This window comes from Paenibacillus antri (genome assembly GCF_005765165.1).
In the GTDB taxonomy this organism is placed as follows: Bacteria; Bacillota; Bacilli; order Paenibacillales; family YIM-B00363; genus Paenibacillus_AE; species Paenibacillus_AE antri.
In genome coordinates this window covers 380898-395648 of the sequence record NZ_VCIW01000003.1, presented here as the reverse complement: position 1 = coordinate 395648, position 14751 = coordinate 380898, and the positions used below count along the sequence as shown (strand labels likewise).

Here is a 14751-nt window from a genome sequence, read left to right as displayed (position 1 = left end):
GCAGGGGAAATAGTGTCAATTTCTGAGCTTATTTCGAAAATAGGATCAAAATTTGAGCTATTCGCGGCGGACGAGGCGGGTCCCGGCAGCTTGGCGGCGGTCGGCGGGCGCGAGCTCGGTTGGATTGGTGGCGCGGGAGGGGAAATAGTGTCAATTTCTGAGCTTATTTCGAAAATAGGATCAAATTTTGAGCTATTTGCGGCGGACAAGGCGGGTCCCGGCAGTTCGGCGGCGGCCGGCGGGCGCGAGCTCGGTTGGATCAGCGAAGCGGCGAGGAAATAGTGTCAGTTTTTGAGCTTATTTCGAAAATAGGATCAAAATTTGAGCAATTCGCGGCGGACGAGGCGGGTGCCGGCAGTTCGAACAGCCGACCCGACGGACAAAAAGGCGCCCCGAAGGGCGCCCCGCAAATCTACATTTTATATATCTCCGAATACTTCGCTTCCAAATACGTCGTCAAGTACGTCGGATCGAGCTCCGCGCCGGCGACGCTGCGGATCACCTCGGACGGCGTCAGCAAGCGGCCGTGGCGATAAATCTTGTCCGTCAGCCACGCCTTGATCGGCTCGAAGTCGCCGGCGGCGACGAGCGCGTCGAACGACGGCAGCGCCTTCCGCATCGCGTCCATCATCTGCGCCGCGTACATATTGCCGAGCGCGTAGGACGGGAAGTACCCGAAGCCGCCGCCGGACCAGTGCACGTCCTGCAGCACGCCCAGCTCGTCGTTCGGCGGTTCGATGCCGAGGTACTCCTTGTACTTCGCGTTCCAAGCCGCTGGCAGGTCGGCCACCTGCAGCTGGTCGTTCATGAGCTGCTTCTCGAGCTCGTAACGAATCATGATGTGCAGGTTGTACGTCAACTCGTCGGCTTCCGTCCGAATGAGCGAAGCCTTCACCTCGTTGACCGCGCGGTAGAAGTCGTCCAGCGGCACGTCGGAGAGCTCCGGCGTCATCCGTTGGAAATCCGCGTAATAACGCTCCCAGAACGGCCGGCTGCGGCCGATCATATTTTCCCACAAGCGGGATTGCGACTCGTGGATGCCCATCGACGTGCCCGTGCACAGGTTCGTGCCGATCAGGTCCGGCGAAATATTTTGCTCGTACAGCGCATGCCCGCCTTCGTGAATCGTGGAAAACAGCGAGTTTTGGAAGTCGTCCTCGATATACCGCGTCGTAACGCGCACGTCGCCGGGGTTGAGGCCCGTCGCGAACGGATGCGTCGTCGGATCGAGCCGTCCGGCCGCGAAGTCGTATCCGATTTCCTTCAGAATGAATTCGCTGAACGCCCGCTGCGTCTCCATCGGCACCTTGCGAGACATGAACGACGTGTCGACCGGCGGCTTCGACGCGACCGCCGCGACGAGCGGCACCAGCTTCTCCCGAAGCGCGCCGAAGACGGCGTCGAGCTTCCTCACCGTCATGCCGGGCTCGTAAGCGTCAAGCAGCGTATCGTATTTATTGTCCTCGTAGCCCCACAGCTCGATGAATCGCTTCTGGTAATCGACGACCTGCTCCAAGTACGGACGGAACGTGGCGAAGTCGTTGTTCGGCTTGCACTCTTCCCACACGGATTCCGCTTGGGAGGCGAGCACTACGTACTTCTGATACAAGTCCGCCGGAATTTTCTTCGAACGATCGTATTCCTTCTTGCTCTCCGTCACGCTGCGCTTCAGCATCGGGCTGAGCGATTCGAACGCCGACGGCGCCGACAGCGCGTCTAGCAATTCGCCCATCCGCTCCGACGTGCTCAGCTTGAACAGATCCGTCGACAGCACGCCGATCGTCTCGGAGCGCGTATTGAGCCCCTTGCGCGGGGCGCCCGTCCGCATGTCCCAATACAGGACGCCGAGCGCCTCTTCGTAGCTTTTCATCTTTTTCGTAAGCTCCAAATATTCCTGCACTTGCCGCTCATCCGCCGCCATGCTTCATCCGCTCCTTCTTTAACCTACGTTCAAATGATACAATAAGGAAAATACGGAACGCAACGAAAGGACTGCCTGCTATGTACATTCATTTGACCGACGCGGCCGCCGAGCGGCTCTCCTCTTACGATCTCGCCGAGGGCGAGCGATTCCGGCTCGTCTACGACGCGGAAGGCTGCGGCTGCGCCGTCAGCGGCGTCGCGGCGCTCTGGCTGACGAACGCGCCCGAGAGCGACGAACGAGAAGCGCAGACGAATGTGGGTAACGTATCGATCGCATACCTCCAGCGCCACGAAGTGTTCTTCGAGGACCGTCTGCGCCTCGACTACAATCCGGAACGCCGCGCCTTCCGATTATCGTCGAACGGACAAATTTACGGCAACGGGATCGACGTCATCGACCGGCGCGCCGCGCTTCGTACGCCTGCCGACGCGCCTCGATAACGCCGGATCGGTCTCGCCGCGCATGACGATGGAGGAGCTCCGGGTCCTCCATCCGGCTCGGGTCGCCCCACTTCGCGCCGAGCGCCTCGCAAGCCGCCCGCGCCTCCGCTTCCAGCGCCGCGTCCGCGACCGGCAGGTCGACGTCCTTGTAGGGCTCGCCCGCCCGTGCCGCCCGCAGCGTCTCCGTCAGCCGTTCGAGCCAAAGCTCCGCATCGATGCCGAGCGCGCCGAGGCGCTCCGGCGAACTCCGCCGCAGCGAGCCTTCGAACGACTTGACCGCGCCCGCCGTATTTCCCCTTCGATAATGATACATCCCGACCGCCGCCTGAATGAGACCGACCCACGCGTCTCGGTACGGCGAATCCGGGTGCTCCTTCCAATATTCCTCCAGCAGCTCATGGCATTCGAAGAAATCCCGATCCCCCTGATAATGCGCCAAAAACCGCACGTACGCTTCCGGATATGCCGAACGCATCGCCGCTCCCCTTCCCGACATAAAGCTTCATTAGCATTATAACAAATATTTAGCATAAGGATTGAAACCGCGGCCCACATTAATCGTATATATGTCTTACATGCCCAGAAGAGGAGACAGAAGCAGTTATGTGGAAAAAGATCGCAACGTTATTTTTCGCCTTTACGTTACTGTTCGCCGCGACCGCGCCGATGTTCGCCGATACCGCGGACGCGAAGCCGCGGTACCGGTCGCCGTCCCGCTCGTACACGCCGGACGCGCCGGCGCAGTCGCCGAACCGCTCCGACAACATCAATAACGGCACGACGAATCGTGCCGGAACGACGACGCCCGGCGCAACGACCGGAAGAACCGGCGGTATGTTCGGCGGAGGCGGCTTGATGCGCGGCCTCATGCTCGGCGGTCTCGCCGGCCTCATGTTCGGCGGCCTGCTTAGCGGACTCGGCGCCTTCGGCAGCATTCTCGGCCTGCTCGTGAACGTGCTCGCGATCGTCGTCGTGATCGCGCTCGTTCGCAAGCTGTTCCAGATGTTCTCCAACCGGAATCGTCCGCGAGGCGATTATCGGTGATGACGCTGTCCGAAGCGGAGCTGGTCAATGCGCTTTGCCTCCATATGGCCGAACGCAAGGGCATTCGCCCGGAGAACGTCCGCGTCGAATTGATCTACGACGACGAGCTCGGCTTCTCGGCCGAGCTCAACGTCGAGGGCCGCGACATCGTCTGGATCGAAGCGAATATGGCCGAAGCCGTCTCGCGTTACGTTCATAAGCAGTACGGCAAGCAAGCTTACCGCGACGACATCTCGTTCCGGCTCGCGGAAGAAATCGTCGTCGACGTCAAGTAAATTAACCTGGGCATGAAACCGCCTGCGCGGCAAGCGCGTGGCGGTTTCTTTCATTTTCCACCGCAACAATCCGAACCTTCCTCTCGTAAAAGAGTAAGAGATTCATAGAATCGCTTACCATGGGAGGAGACACGTCGCGGCATGAAATGGAAATCGACGGCATCCGCCGTGCTGGCCTGCGCTATGCTCGTCGGGGCGATGGCGCCGGCAAGCGCGTTAGCGGCCGGAGACCGAACTTCGAAGTACCGAGTCTATCAGAACGCAAGCGCACTGAAAGAGTTTTCCGACAAAAATCAAGCTATTCTCTACGCCAAGAGCTTCAAGAACACGTACGTCGAACAGATCGGCTCGCGAGTCTGGGTATGGAACAACTTCCCGTCGTTCAAGGTGTACCAGAAGGAGAAGAGCAAGCCGGAATGGGAATTCGCTACGCTCGAGGCCGCGATCTCGGAAGCGAAGAAGTGGGCGAACGCCTCCGTTCGCAAAGTGGACGGCGGCGGCTGGGTATGGGACAACTATCCCGATCACCCCGGATACACGCTCTACCAGGGCGAGAACACGCTGCCGAACTGGACGTTCGCGACGCTCGATCAGGCGAAGGCCGAGGCGAAGAAGTGGGCGAACGCGCATATTATCGATCTGGCGTCCAACAAGTGGGTTTGGGACAACATTCCGGCCGAACGGAAGACGGAGCTGCGCGCCGGTCCGGAAGCGTACCGCATCTATCAAGGCGCCAAGACGCTCGATGGATGGACGTTCGCCTATTTGGAAGACGCCGTGAACGAATCGCTGAAGTGGGCGAATTCCACGGTCGTCGCCATCGGCAAAGGCAAGACCGTCTTCTCCAACGCGCATGCGTACGTCGTCCGTCAGAACGGCGCGAAGAAAGCGTCCTTCCCGAGCCTCGCGGCGGCGCTGAACGCCGCCTCGAAACTGAGCGAGGCGTCGATCGAATGGGACGGGAGGCGGATTTGGTCGAACGAGGGCTATTACGCCGTGCTTCAATCCGGCAAGAAGTTAAAGTCGTTCGGAGCTCCCGCATCGGCCGCCGCCTTCGCGAACGGGTACGCCGACGCCGAGGTCGTGACGATCGACGGGTTGCGCGTGTGGGACAACCTGAAGGATCTTATGTATTTGGGCTGGAACGGCACCTCGAACCATTCGACGATCGTCGGGCATGTGAGCAATACGCAGGGGCTCGACATCGATTCTCCGACCTGGTTCACGCTGCAGGACGCCAAAGGGACGCTCAAGGACGAATCGAACCCGGAGACAATCCGGTGGCTGAAGACGCAAGGCGTCGAAGTGCATCCGCTCGTGCATAACCAATTCGATTCGAAGCTGACGTCGGCGTTCCTCGCGGACGCGAACGCGCAGAAGTCGTTCATCGACGCGTTGGTGAGCCGTCTGGTCGCGCTCGGGGCGGACGGCCTCAACCTCGACTTCGAGAGCATGGCCGGGTCGGATCGCGACCGGTACACCGCTTTCGTGAAGGCGCTGAGCGAAGCCGCTCGCGCCGCGGGGCTGACGATGTCCATCGACCTGCCGAGAGGCAGTACCGCATGGAATCATTTGACCGCCTTCGATCATGAGAAGCTGCACCAATACGTCGATTACGTCGCCATTATGACGTACGATCAGTTCTACAGCGGCAGCGATTCGCCGGGTCCGGTGGCCGGCATGAGCTGGACCGAGCAAGGCGTCGAAGAATTCCTCAGCTACGGGATTCCGCGTTCCAAACTGCTGCTCGGGGTACCTTATTACATTCGGGTCTGGGAAGTGGACGCCGCCGGCAAGCTGGTGTCGAACCGCGCCGTCTGGATGAAGGACATCGAGAAGGCGCTCGAGGGCGCTCAGGTCGCGAGAACCGAAGACGCGAGATACGGCCTGGAGAAGGTCGAATACGCGAAGGACGGCAAGCGGTACGTGTTCTGGATGGAAAACGTCGCGACGATCCTTGCGCGCGTCGACATCGCGAAAAAGCACGATCTCGCCGGCGTAGCGGCTTGGCGGCTCGGCTACGAGCCGGGGGAGCTGTGGACCGAGCTGCTCCGCGCGAAGTAAACGATATAACGGAAAACCGCTTCCCGGATTTTTACGCGGGAAGCGGTTTTTTTACGTGGAAAATCCATGAGCCATCAATCGAAGGGTGTCCGTCCATACGTCGGTTTCCGTCGATTGAAGCACGACAGAGATCAATAGCCTTCCGTCGCGCTCGGCGGAGGCGACGAGGCAGTACCCCGCGTCGGACGTGAAACCCGTCTTGACTCCGTTCGCGCCTTGGAGATAAAACTCCCCCTCCTCGTCCAACAGCTTGTTTCGATTGCCGAACCACGCGTCCCCCGCCTCGCTTCGGTAGGACTTCGCGGCGACGATGTCCCGGAACGCCGGATCGTTCATCGCCTCCCTTGCGATCAGCGCCAAGTCGCTCGCCGTCGAATAATGATCGGGGTCGTGCAGACCGTGCGGGTTCGCGAAATGCGTATCGCGTGCGCCGAGCCGTTCCGCCTCCGCATTCATCAGCGCCGCGAATCGCTCGTTCCAATTCGGGACGGGCCCCCCCTCCGTCTTCTCGACGATGTATCGCGCTACGACTCTTGCCGCATCGTTCCCGGACGGCAGCATCAAGCCGGATAACGCGTCGCGAAGCGTCAACGCTTGTCCCTCCGTCAGCCCGGCCGTGCTTTCGTCCGGCGCCTCCGGCCGCGCCTCTTCTCCGACGACGATCGTTTCGTCCAGCTCGCCGTATTTGAGCGCGAGCAGGGCGGTCATGATCTTCGTCGTGCTGGCGGGGTACATCCGTCGATGCGCCTGCTTCGAAAACAATGCGACGCCGCTGTTCGCGTCGACGACCGTCGCGGCGCTGCCTTCGATCGCGATCGAGGGCGCCGTCTTCCCCGCGAATCTTTCCTTCGCCTCATCCATCATTCTCGCGACCTTCGCATCGAGATCCTCCGTGCCGACGACCGCCAACGCGACCGCCGCCGTCACGAGCGCCGCGAGACGCCTGCCCTTGCGATTCAAGAAACTTCCTCCTTATCGGTTCGCCAACGCTTGCTATTCCTTCATCATATACAACGCGGCGTTCGCTTCCGATAAGATAAGCTGAAGAATTTCTAAATATTTTCTTAAGGTTTCTTGAAAACGAGAGCCGCCGACGTTCGCATCCAGCTCCTCGGCAGCGCTCGAATCATTGCGTAAAGAAATTTGTTCAGTCCGCCGCTGATCCGAATCGCCTTCTTTCCCAGAAGCGCCCGGTATCCGTCCCGCGCAACGACGGCAGGATCCAAAGCGATGTTGCCCAACAAGGCTTCCATCGGTTGCAGGTTCGCCTTTTCCAAAAAATTCGTCTTCGTAAATCCGGGGCATAACGCCGTAACCGAGATGTCCCCTTGATTCCTGAGCTCGCTGTTCAAGGCTTCGGAGAAAGAAGACACGTAAGCCTTCGTCGCAGCGTATACGCTCATCATCGGCGTGGGGAGGAAAGAGGATATGGAAGCGATGTTCAATATCCTTCCGTATCGATCCTCGATCATATCATTGACGTACAAATACGTTAATTCCGTTACGGCCGTCGCGTTGAGCCGGATCATGCGAAGCTGCTGCCGCAAAGGGCTCTCGCGGAAAGGTCCGTACCATCCGATGCCCGCATTGTTGACAAGCACATGAACCCGGATGTTTCTCCTTGCCGTTTCTTCGTACACCTCCGAAGCGGACATCGGCTCCGTCAAATCCTTCTCGATGATCGTAATGTCGACTTCCGGCGCGGTCAGTTCGGAACGGATTTCCTCCAATCTCGCCCGATCTCTGGCAACTAGAATTAGATTACATTGGTTCGCGGCGAATCGTTTGGCTAGCTCGTATCCGATCCCGCCGCTCGCTCCCGTGATCAGCACATTGCGGTGTTTCATATTCGGTTACTCCTTCTTCCGCCCTTTGTAGGTAAGTATGAGCAGTACGCCGATGAGGGTAAAGAGCGCAAGAAAGAGGATCAGCGAAGTAGGCAAGACCATCCAAGCGATGGCGAACCAAGCGAACAACAAGGCGAGCGGGCTTGTCGCTCGAAGCGATTTGTACAAGATCGCTCCGAAGCCCGATCGGGGAAGCGGCGTCGCTTCGAGCAGAAGCAGAAGCGGATTGCAGATCGTTCCGAAAATAAGCGGGATCGCGACGTAAGCGGGAAATTGCGTTCCCGAAGCGAATTCCAGCACGTACGCGAACGTGGCGGCGAACGCTTGCGTGAAGAAATCCAGATGCGCCGATTTCAGCTTCCGGGGGTTCGTGAAGATGTTCGTCCACGACGGAGAGCTCTGATAATGCACCGCCGCGAGCGGAAGCGATAAGATTAGGCCGATCATAAAGGAAAGCATACCCCATTGCAGAAATTGAATGTTCATGTGTTCCTCCCGATAGATAGGATTCGTTCGTCTTGACCTCATCCTATCACCGGCGTAGCCGCCGCAACGCGCAAATAAGGAAGATCCTTCCGCAAAGAATTGCGGGATCCACGCAAAAGGCAGCGCTTCCCCGGCAAACCAAAAACGCCGACCCGCAGGGATCGACGTTCTCGATTTATTCTTCTTTCGGCTTCAGCGCCGCCTTCAACGCTTCCGCCGACGTTACCGGCGCTTGGCATGCGTAATTTTCGCATACGTACGCGGCGGCGGCGCCGTTCACCGGCGTCTTGTCGGCGAGATGCGGGAGCGCTTCGTCCCGCAGCAGCACGACCGCATGCGGCAGGAACGCCGATCGCGCCGCTCGAAGCATCGCCTCCGTCTCGGCATCCCCTCTCGTCCCTGCGATGACGATCTCCTGCGGCTTGCCGTACGCGAGCGACAATCCCATGAGCATCATCGAATGTCCCGTCGGGTACTGCTTCGCCGCCCCTGCGAACGCCGCGAAGATACGCTCCGCATATCCGGTCAGCCGCTGCTCCCCCGTCAGCCGCGCCAAGCGCAGCAGGTTGTTCGCCATCACCGAATTGCCCGCGGGAATCGCGCCGTCGTACACCTCTTTCATTCGCGTGAACAGCTGCTCCGCATCGGAGCCGTAGAAATAAAAGCCTCCGCCCTCCTCGTCCCAGAACAACCGGACGGCGTCCTGCGTCAGCTCCGTCGCGAAGCGCAGCAGCTCGGGCTCGAACGTCGCCTGGTACAGCTCGATCAGCCCCCAGGTCAGGAACGCATAATCGTCGATATATCCCGGGAACGCGGAATCTCCGTCGCGGTAGCGCGCGAGCAGCCGGCCTTCGGGCGTTCGCAGCTTCTCCAGAACGAAGCGGACCGCCGACGTCGCCGCTTCGGCATACTCCGGCCGGTCGAAGGCGGCGGCCGCCTTCGCGAGCGACGCGATCATCAAGCCGTTCCACGACGTCAGCACCTTATCGTCCTTCCCCGGATGGACGCGCTCCTCGCGGCGGAGGAACAGCTTGTGGCGAAGCCGATCGGCTCGATCGACGAACGCCGTCTCCTCCGTCCCGCTCCGCGCCGCTTGCGATTCGAGCGATCCATGCAGCAAATTCGGAATGCTGCGCCCTTCGAAGTTGCCTTCCGCGGTAATGCCGTAGACATCGCAGAACCACTCGCCGTCCTCCGCGCCTAACGCTTCGCGCACCTCTTCAGGGGTCCAAACCGTAAACTTGCCCTCTTCCCCTTCGGCATCGGCGTCTTCCGCGGAGTAGAATCCTCCGTCCGGCTCTTTCATATCCCGCAGGACGTATGCGTATACGAGCTCCGCGATTTCTCGGTATTTCGCTTTGCCGGTCAGCTGGTACGCTTCCGTGTACGCCATGCCGAGCAGCGCGTTGTCGTACAGCATCTTCTCGAAGTGCGGCACGAGCCATTCCCGGTCGGTCGAATATCGCGCGAAGCCGAACCCGATATGGTCGAACAGGCCGCCGCGATACATGGCGTCGAGCGTCTTCTCGGCCATCTGCAGCGCGTCGTCCTCCCCGGTCGAAGCGTAATACCGCAGCAAGTACATCAGGTTATGCGGCGTCGGAAATTTCGGCGCCTCGCCGAAGCCGCCGTACTCGCCGTCGTACAGCTGCTTGAACATGACGAACGATTCGTCCAGCAACGATTCCGTGACCTCGCCTTTCAAGTTGGAGATCATGCGACGAGCCGTCTGATCGGCGACCGTCTCCCCGGCGTCGATGACGAGCTGCGCGTTTTCCTTCCACTTCCCCGCGATTTGCTCCAGGACGTCGATCAAGCCGTTACGGCCGAATCGCTTGCGCTTCGGGAAATACGTGCCCGCGAAGAAGGGCTTCTTGTCCGGCGTCATGACGATCGTCAGCGGCCAGCCGCCTTGCCCGGTCATCGCCTGGCAGACGGTCATGTAGAGATTGTCCACGTCGGGACGCTCTTCGCGGTCCACCTTGATCGAGACGAATTCGCGGTTCAGCAGCCCCGCCGCCTCGTCGTCCTCGAACGACTCGCGCTCCATGACGTGGCACCAATGGCAGGTCGAATAACCGATGGATAAGAAAATGGGCTTTTTTTCTCGTTTCGCCTTCTCGAAAGCTTCGTCCGACCAAGCAAACCAGTCGACCGGATTGTAAGCGTGCTGCAGCAAATACGGCGACTTTTCTTGAGCTAATCGATTGGGTTTCTTGTTGGTGGTCATAGGGCACCGCTTCCTTGTGCAAAGTTTGATTTCGATGGTAAAATCTTTCATTGATTTTACCCTAAAATGGCGAGAAACCCTAATCCCAACCGTGACGTCGCGGCTGCTTAAAATTCGATCATTTGATGGATGGAGCCGCGCACCGTTACCCGTTCGAACCTTCCGTCGTGCCGGCCGATGCGCATCGGCATACCGCGAACGGGCCGCATCATCAGATTCGGACTGATTCTAGCGTCGCGGACGACCGAGAACCGGTACCGCTGAAGCAGGACGGCAAGGACGATCTTGAGCTCCTGCATGGCGAAATGCCAACCGATACACATGTGCGGTCCCGCGCTGAACGGCAAATATTCGAACGCGGACGGTTTGATCGTCTCCCATCGCCGCGGCTTGAACCGGTCCGGCTCTTCGTACAGTTCCGGCAGCCGATGGGTGATGAGCTGACTAAAAAAGACGTTCGTACGCTCCGGAAGAAAATATCCGTCCAGTTCGCAGGGAGCGGCGGTGACCCGGGTACCGATTCCGGCCGGCGGCAGCAGACGCAAGCTCTCTTTGACCACGCCGTCAAGGAGCGGTAGTTCGCTCAACTGTTCCAACGTCGGCGGACTGCCGCTCAGCACGGCATTCAACTCCTCCATAACGCTAGCATAGGTATCCGGGTGCTGAACGAGCAGAAAAAGCGCCCAAGTCAAGGCGTTGGCCGTCGTTTCGTGCCCGGCGACATACAGCGAGAACGTATGCCCGATCAGCTCTTCGTCCGTTAATGTCGCGTCATCCTCGTCATGCGCTCGAATTAGAGCGGCAAGTACATCGGTTTCATCCGGATCGCGCCGTTTGTCATGAATCATGGAACGAATCCGCGCATGGAGTTTCTCCGCAATCCGCAACGCGCGATGATAAGGAGTGAAAGGAATATCGACGGGCGCGAGCGTGACAAGCAAGAGAGACCGCGTCATTCGGTCGATCAGCGATCCCATCCGATCCATACCTTCCTCGTCCTGCACGCCGAACAGCGTCTTCACGGCGATTCGCTGCGTCAGCTTTTTCATCTCGACGTTCAAGTCGATTTCCGTCCTTCCCTCCCATTCGTCGGCCAGCCTTCCCGTTATCGTCGCCATATCGCGGCCGTACTGTCTAATTTGATCCTGTTGGAAAGCCGGCTGCATCAGACGACGATGCCGTCTATGTTTTTCGCCGGACATGAGCACTAGGTTGTTGTAAAACAATTCACCCATTCTTGTGTCTTTAGGAACCTTGACCAATGCCGTACTGACCTCGAAAAAATCCGGATTCGTCAAGATTTGACGATTCATCTCGGGACCGAAAGCGAAAACCGTCGAAGGCTTGTCGCCTTGGCCCAGGGCGGAGAGCGTGCCGTACGTTTCATACAGCCACCGCTGAAAGGCGAACGGATTCCGGAAGAAACGGAACATGTTCCATCTCCAGCCTGCGATGGAACGGGGACCAGGTATTCGGTTCATGAGCACACATCCTTTTTATGTTTTGTAATGAAATAGTTCATTAAATTCATAATAAGACTGAGATTGGCTGATCGCAACATAATTTTGTAATAGTTGAATTGAAACGTTACAAAACATTCGGTATAGTACTTCTTGGGGTGAGCGGATATGAACGGTTATCAATTGCGTACGGAAAAGAAGAAAGAGCAAATTATGAGGGCAACCATCGACTTGATCAGCAAATACGGGATCGAAAAAACGAGTATCGCGGAAATCGCCAAGCTGGCTAACGTATCTCCCGTATCCATTTACAATTATTTCGGCAGCAAGGAAGAGCTCGTCCGAATGACGCTGATCGATCTTATGAATCAATCCATGAACAAGTATGAGGAAATGTTAGAGAGAGCGATCCCTTTCCAAGAAAAAATGGAACTTTTTTTACGCGGTCGGGGCGAATTGGCGGAACGAGTGAGCATGGATCTTGTTCAACTCGGCGGCGAACCGGCGGTTCGCGAGTATATCGAAGCGTTTTACGAGGAGCGGACGATTCCTTTTTTCAGAAAATTGATCCAAATCGGCAAGCAAGAAGGCTGTATCGACCCGAATCTTTCGATAGAAGCGGTATTGTTTTATATTCAAATGTTTAAAGAAGCGCTTGCTCGACCGGAATTTATGGCGCATTCGAGCCCCGCGATGCTTCAAGATATCGATCGTCTTTTCTACTACGGATTAATCGGGAAACCGAGGCTTGCCGGCGGCGAAGATGCAATAACCGAAACCGAACTTCGTCGTCGAGGGTATGGGCGGAGCGAAGAAAGAAAATAATACTCAAGAATTTTTTGGTTACGGGATGAACAAGACGGGGAATCGCAGCGATTACACAGGATGCCAACCGAAGGGGCGGTTTTCGTGATATACATCTATAATGACTTTGGCGGTACCCATACGACCGTGATGGCCGCGGCGTATCATCTGAAGAAGCTAACTCCGACGCGAGCGCCGACCAGACATGAAATCCTGACGACGCATAACTTCAACGAGCTTGTGTATGCGGATCGCGGGAAACTGTTCTTTCACGGAATCGACGACGAAGGGAACCCGGTATACACCATGGGGCGGGGCAGGTCCAAGATCTTAATTCCGGGGGTTGTGAATTTGTTGTCGATGTTGATGGAGGAAAACCGGTTGCACGAGAAGATCGTCCTATCAAACACTTCTCCGACGGTACCGCTCCCCATGACCCTCGGAGGGATGCTGTCTCGTTGGTTGAAAATCGACGCGATCGGCGTCCCCTTGTTACTCTACGGGGCTAAGATTGCCTACCGCGATATTGTCAACCTGGTGGATCATACGAAATCCGTCGCCAAACAATCCTCTTCCCAGTTGATCGTCTTAGATAATAAGCGGTCATCATAGGAACGCGGACCCGGAGCCTTGATCGATACGGACCGATCGGAATCGAGCTCGTTCAAAGCGTTCCAACAGCCGAGGGCGGGACGCCGCGTTCGCGCGCGGCGCAGGAATATACAGCTTGCTGGATACGATCGGCGTCGTCATCACGTGAATTGATTTCTCCTATTCCGAACAGGTTCTATACCAAGTCGTGACGGTACCACTTATCCCCCTTGAACCTCCAAACGAAAATCAGCCCGCGAACGCCCCATTCGACGATCATGGCGACCCAGACGCCGATAATGCCGAATCCAAGCGTTACGCCCAATATGTAACCGAGCACGACTCGAACCAACCACATCGTGAGCAGCGCCGTAATCGACGTGTATTTGGAATCCCCGGCTGCCCGCAACGCCGACGGCAATAAGAAGCTCAGCGTCCAGAACAGCGGCTGCGCGATCGCGATCAAGACGACTAACGTAAAGACCGTCGGGATAATGCCTTCGGGCGGGGAAAACAGTCGTACGAGATACGGGAAGAACGGCAAGATGACCGCCGACGCGAGCCCGAACCAAATCGTGGACAGACCGACGAACGATTTGACGAATTTTCTGGCGTCCTGGATATCCTTCCGTCCGATGCTCTGGCCGACGACGGTGACGATCGCGATGGACAACGCGTTCGCCCCGATTTGGTATACCCCCGCGATCGTGTTGCCGATCGCGTTGACCGTCAGCGCCATCGTTCCGAATTGGACGATATACGTCTGCGTCAGCAATTTTCCGCCGTTGAAGAACATCTGCTCCATGGCGAACGGGACGCCGATATACATAATTTTCTTGACGATCGCCCCATCCAGCTTCCATAGGTGACGCAATTGGAAATGAAGGTTGGGACTATGCCGGATCAAATAATACATCGATGCGGCCACCCCTACGATTCTGGCCGCGATCAAGGAGAATACCAAGCCAACGACCCCTAGGTCCATCAGTACGATAAATACGATGTTCAAGACGAAATTCGTAAGGTTCATAATGACCGACAGGAACAAGCTGACCTTGGTCGCGCCGACGCCCCGCAACGCGCCGGTCACCGCTTGGTACGCCCCGAGGAGCGGGAACGTCAAGCAGCTGCCGATTAAGAAAATTCGGGCATTGTCGAACACCTCGGCTTCCGCGCCTCCGAATAGAAAATCCAAGATCCCGACGTGAAAGACGATGACCGAGACGCTAATGAATAATGAGACGATCGTAACGACCGAGATAGCTTGCGAGACCGCCTTCGACACCATCTCGTGCTGCCCGCCGCCTTTGTACTGCGCGACGATGACGGTTCCGCCCGCGGCCAACGCCAGAAATAGATTCACGATAAACAGGTTGAGCGACTCCACCATGCTGACCGCGCTGATCGCCGCGACGCCTGCGGAACCGATCATCGCGGTATTGAGCAAGCTCATGAAAACAAGAAAAGCATTATCCACGAAAATCGGGAGGATAATGCCGAACGTTTGCTTATAATCCATTGAATTTCCGGTAAAGTATCGGTTCAAGATCGAACGCAAGGAATGTCCGATCGCCATGGCGGTTCGC

The 14751-nt window shown here is 57.7% G+C and carries 15 protein-coding genes; 6 read left to right on the top strand and 9 right to left on the bottom strand.

Annotation, left to right across the window (positions count from 1 at the left end):
* Positions 1-412: 412 nt before the first annotated feature.
* Positions 413-1921: a carboxypeptidase M32 gene (locus tag FE782_RS07590; protein ID WP_138193456.1), complete on the bottom strand. Its 1509-nt coding sequence runs from the start codon at positions 1919-1921 to the stop codon at positions 413-415.
* 80 nt (positions 1922-2001) lie between these two features.
* Here FE782_RS07590 and FE782_RS07585 point away from each other — a divergent pair, with 80 nt between their 5' ends.
* On the top strand, positions 2002-2364 hold the full coding sequence (locus FE782_RS07585; RefSeq protein WP_138193455.1) for an iron-sulfur cluster biosynthesis family protein: 363 nt from the start codon (positions 2002-2004) through the stop codon (positions 2362-2364).
* Here FE782_RS07585 and FE782_RS07580 read toward each other — a convergent pair.
* The gene (locus FE782_RS07580) at positions 2315-2839 is read right to left on the bottom strand and encodes a DUF309 domain-containing protein (protein WP_138193454.1); all 525 of its coding nucleotides are present in this window, start codon (positions 2837-2839) and stop codon (positions 2315-2317) included. The genes FE782_RS07585 and FE782_RS07580 overlap by 50 nt on opposite strands.
* Before the next feature lie 128 nt (positions 2840-2967).
* Between FE782_RS07580 and FE782_RS07575 the strand changes: the two genes are divergently transcribed.
* The 3 genes from FE782_RS07575 (at position 2968) to FE782_RS07565 (ending at position 5747) form a co-directional block, all read left to right on the top strand.
* Positions 2968-3408 carry a hypothetical protein gene (locus FE782_RS07575; RefSeq protein WP_138193453.1) on the top strand — a complete coding sequence of 147 codons (441 nt, stop codon included), beginning with the start codon at positions 2968-2970 and terminating at the stop codon, positions 3406-3408.
* The gene (locus FE782_RS07570) at positions 3408-3683 is read left to right on the top strand and encodes a DUF2653 family protein (protein WP_138193524.1); all 276 of its coding nucleotides are present in this window, start codon (positions 3408-3410) and stop codon (positions 3681-3683) included. The genes FE782_RS07575 and FE782_RS07570 overlap by 1 nt, the downstream gene beginning before the upstream one ends.
* Before the next feature lie 141 nt (positions 3684-3824).
* Positions 3825-5747, top strand: coding sequence for a glycosyl hydrolase family 18 protein (locus FE782_RS07565; protein WP_138193452.1), 1923 nt, complete (start codon positions 3825-3827; stop codon positions 5745-5747).
* A gap of 51 nt (positions 5748-5798) precedes the next feature.
* On the opposite strand, the gene FE782_RS07560 is transcribed toward FE782_RS07565, so the two are convergent.
* From FE782_RS07560 to FE782_RS07540, 5 genes are all read right to left on the bottom strand, one after another.
* A complete protein-coding gene (locus FE782_RS07560; RefSeq protein WP_138193451.1) occupies positions 5799-6707 on the bottom strand; it encodes a D-alanyl-D-alanine carboxypeptidase family protein in 909 nt (302 codons plus the stop codon).
* Positions 6708-6811: 104 nt separating this feature from the next.
* On the bottom strand, positions 6812-7594 hold the full coding sequence (locus FE782_RS07555) for an SDR family NAD(P)-dependent oxidoreductase (protein ID WP_138193450.1): 783 nt from the start codon (positions 7592-7594) through the stop codon (positions 6812-6814).
* A gap of 6 nt (positions 7595-7600) precedes the next feature.
* Entirely contained in the window at positions 7601-8080 is a 480-nt protein-coding gene (locus tag FE782_RS07550; RefSeq protein WP_138193449.1) for a hypothetical protein, read from the bottom strand.
* 175 nt (positions 8081-8255) lie between these two features.
* The gene (locus FE782_RS07545; protein ID WP_138193448.1) at positions 8256-10310 is read right to left on the bottom strand and encodes a thioredoxin domain-containing protein; all 2055 of its coding nucleotides are present in this window, start codon (positions 10308-10310) and stop codon (positions 8256-8258) included.
* 107 nt (positions 10311-10417) lie between these two features.
* Positions 10418-11791, bottom strand: a complete 1374-nt coding sequence (locus tag FE782_RS07540) for a cytochrome P450 (RefSeq protein ID WP_138193447.1) — start codon at positions 11789-11791, stop codon at positions 10418-10420.
* Positions 11792-11938: 147 nt separating this feature from the next.
* On the opposite strand from FE782_RS07540, the gene FE782_RS07535 reads away from it, so the two are divergent.
* Both FE782_RS07535 and FE782_RS07530 read left to right on the top strand, forming a co-directional pair.
* Positions 11939-12595 (top strand): TetR/AcrR family transcriptional regulator, encoded by a 657-nt coding sequence (locus FE782_RS07535; RefSeq protein ID WP_138193446.1) that lies wholly within the window; start codon positions 11939-11941, stop codon positions 12593-12595.
* An 84-nt stretch (positions 12596-12679) separates the two neighbouring features.
* Complete coding sequence (locus FE782_RS07530; RefSeq protein ID WP_138193445.1) at positions 12680-13186, top strand: DUF3189 family protein; 507 nt, start codon at positions 12680-12682, stop codon at positions 13184-13186.
* On the opposite strand, the gene FE782_RS32230 is transcribed toward FE782_RS07530, so the two are convergent.
* Both FE782_RS32230 and FE782_RS07525 read right to left on the bottom strand, forming a co-directional pair.
* A complete protein-coding gene (locus tag FE782_RS32230) occupies positions 13181-13330 on the bottom strand; it encodes a hypothetical protein (RefSeq protein WP_158299282.1) in 150 nt (49 codons plus the stop codon). The two genes, FE782_RS07530 and FE782_RS32230, sit on opposite strands and share 6 nt — an antisense overlap.
* A gap of 31 nt (positions 13331-13361) precedes the next feature.
* Positions 13362-14741: an MATE family efflux transporter gene (locus FE782_RS07525; RefSeq protein ID WP_138193444.1), complete on the bottom strand. Its 1380-nt coding sequence runs from the start codon at positions 14739-14741 to the stop codon at positions 13362-13364.
* Between the last annotated feature and the right edge of the window lie 10 nt (positions 14742-14751).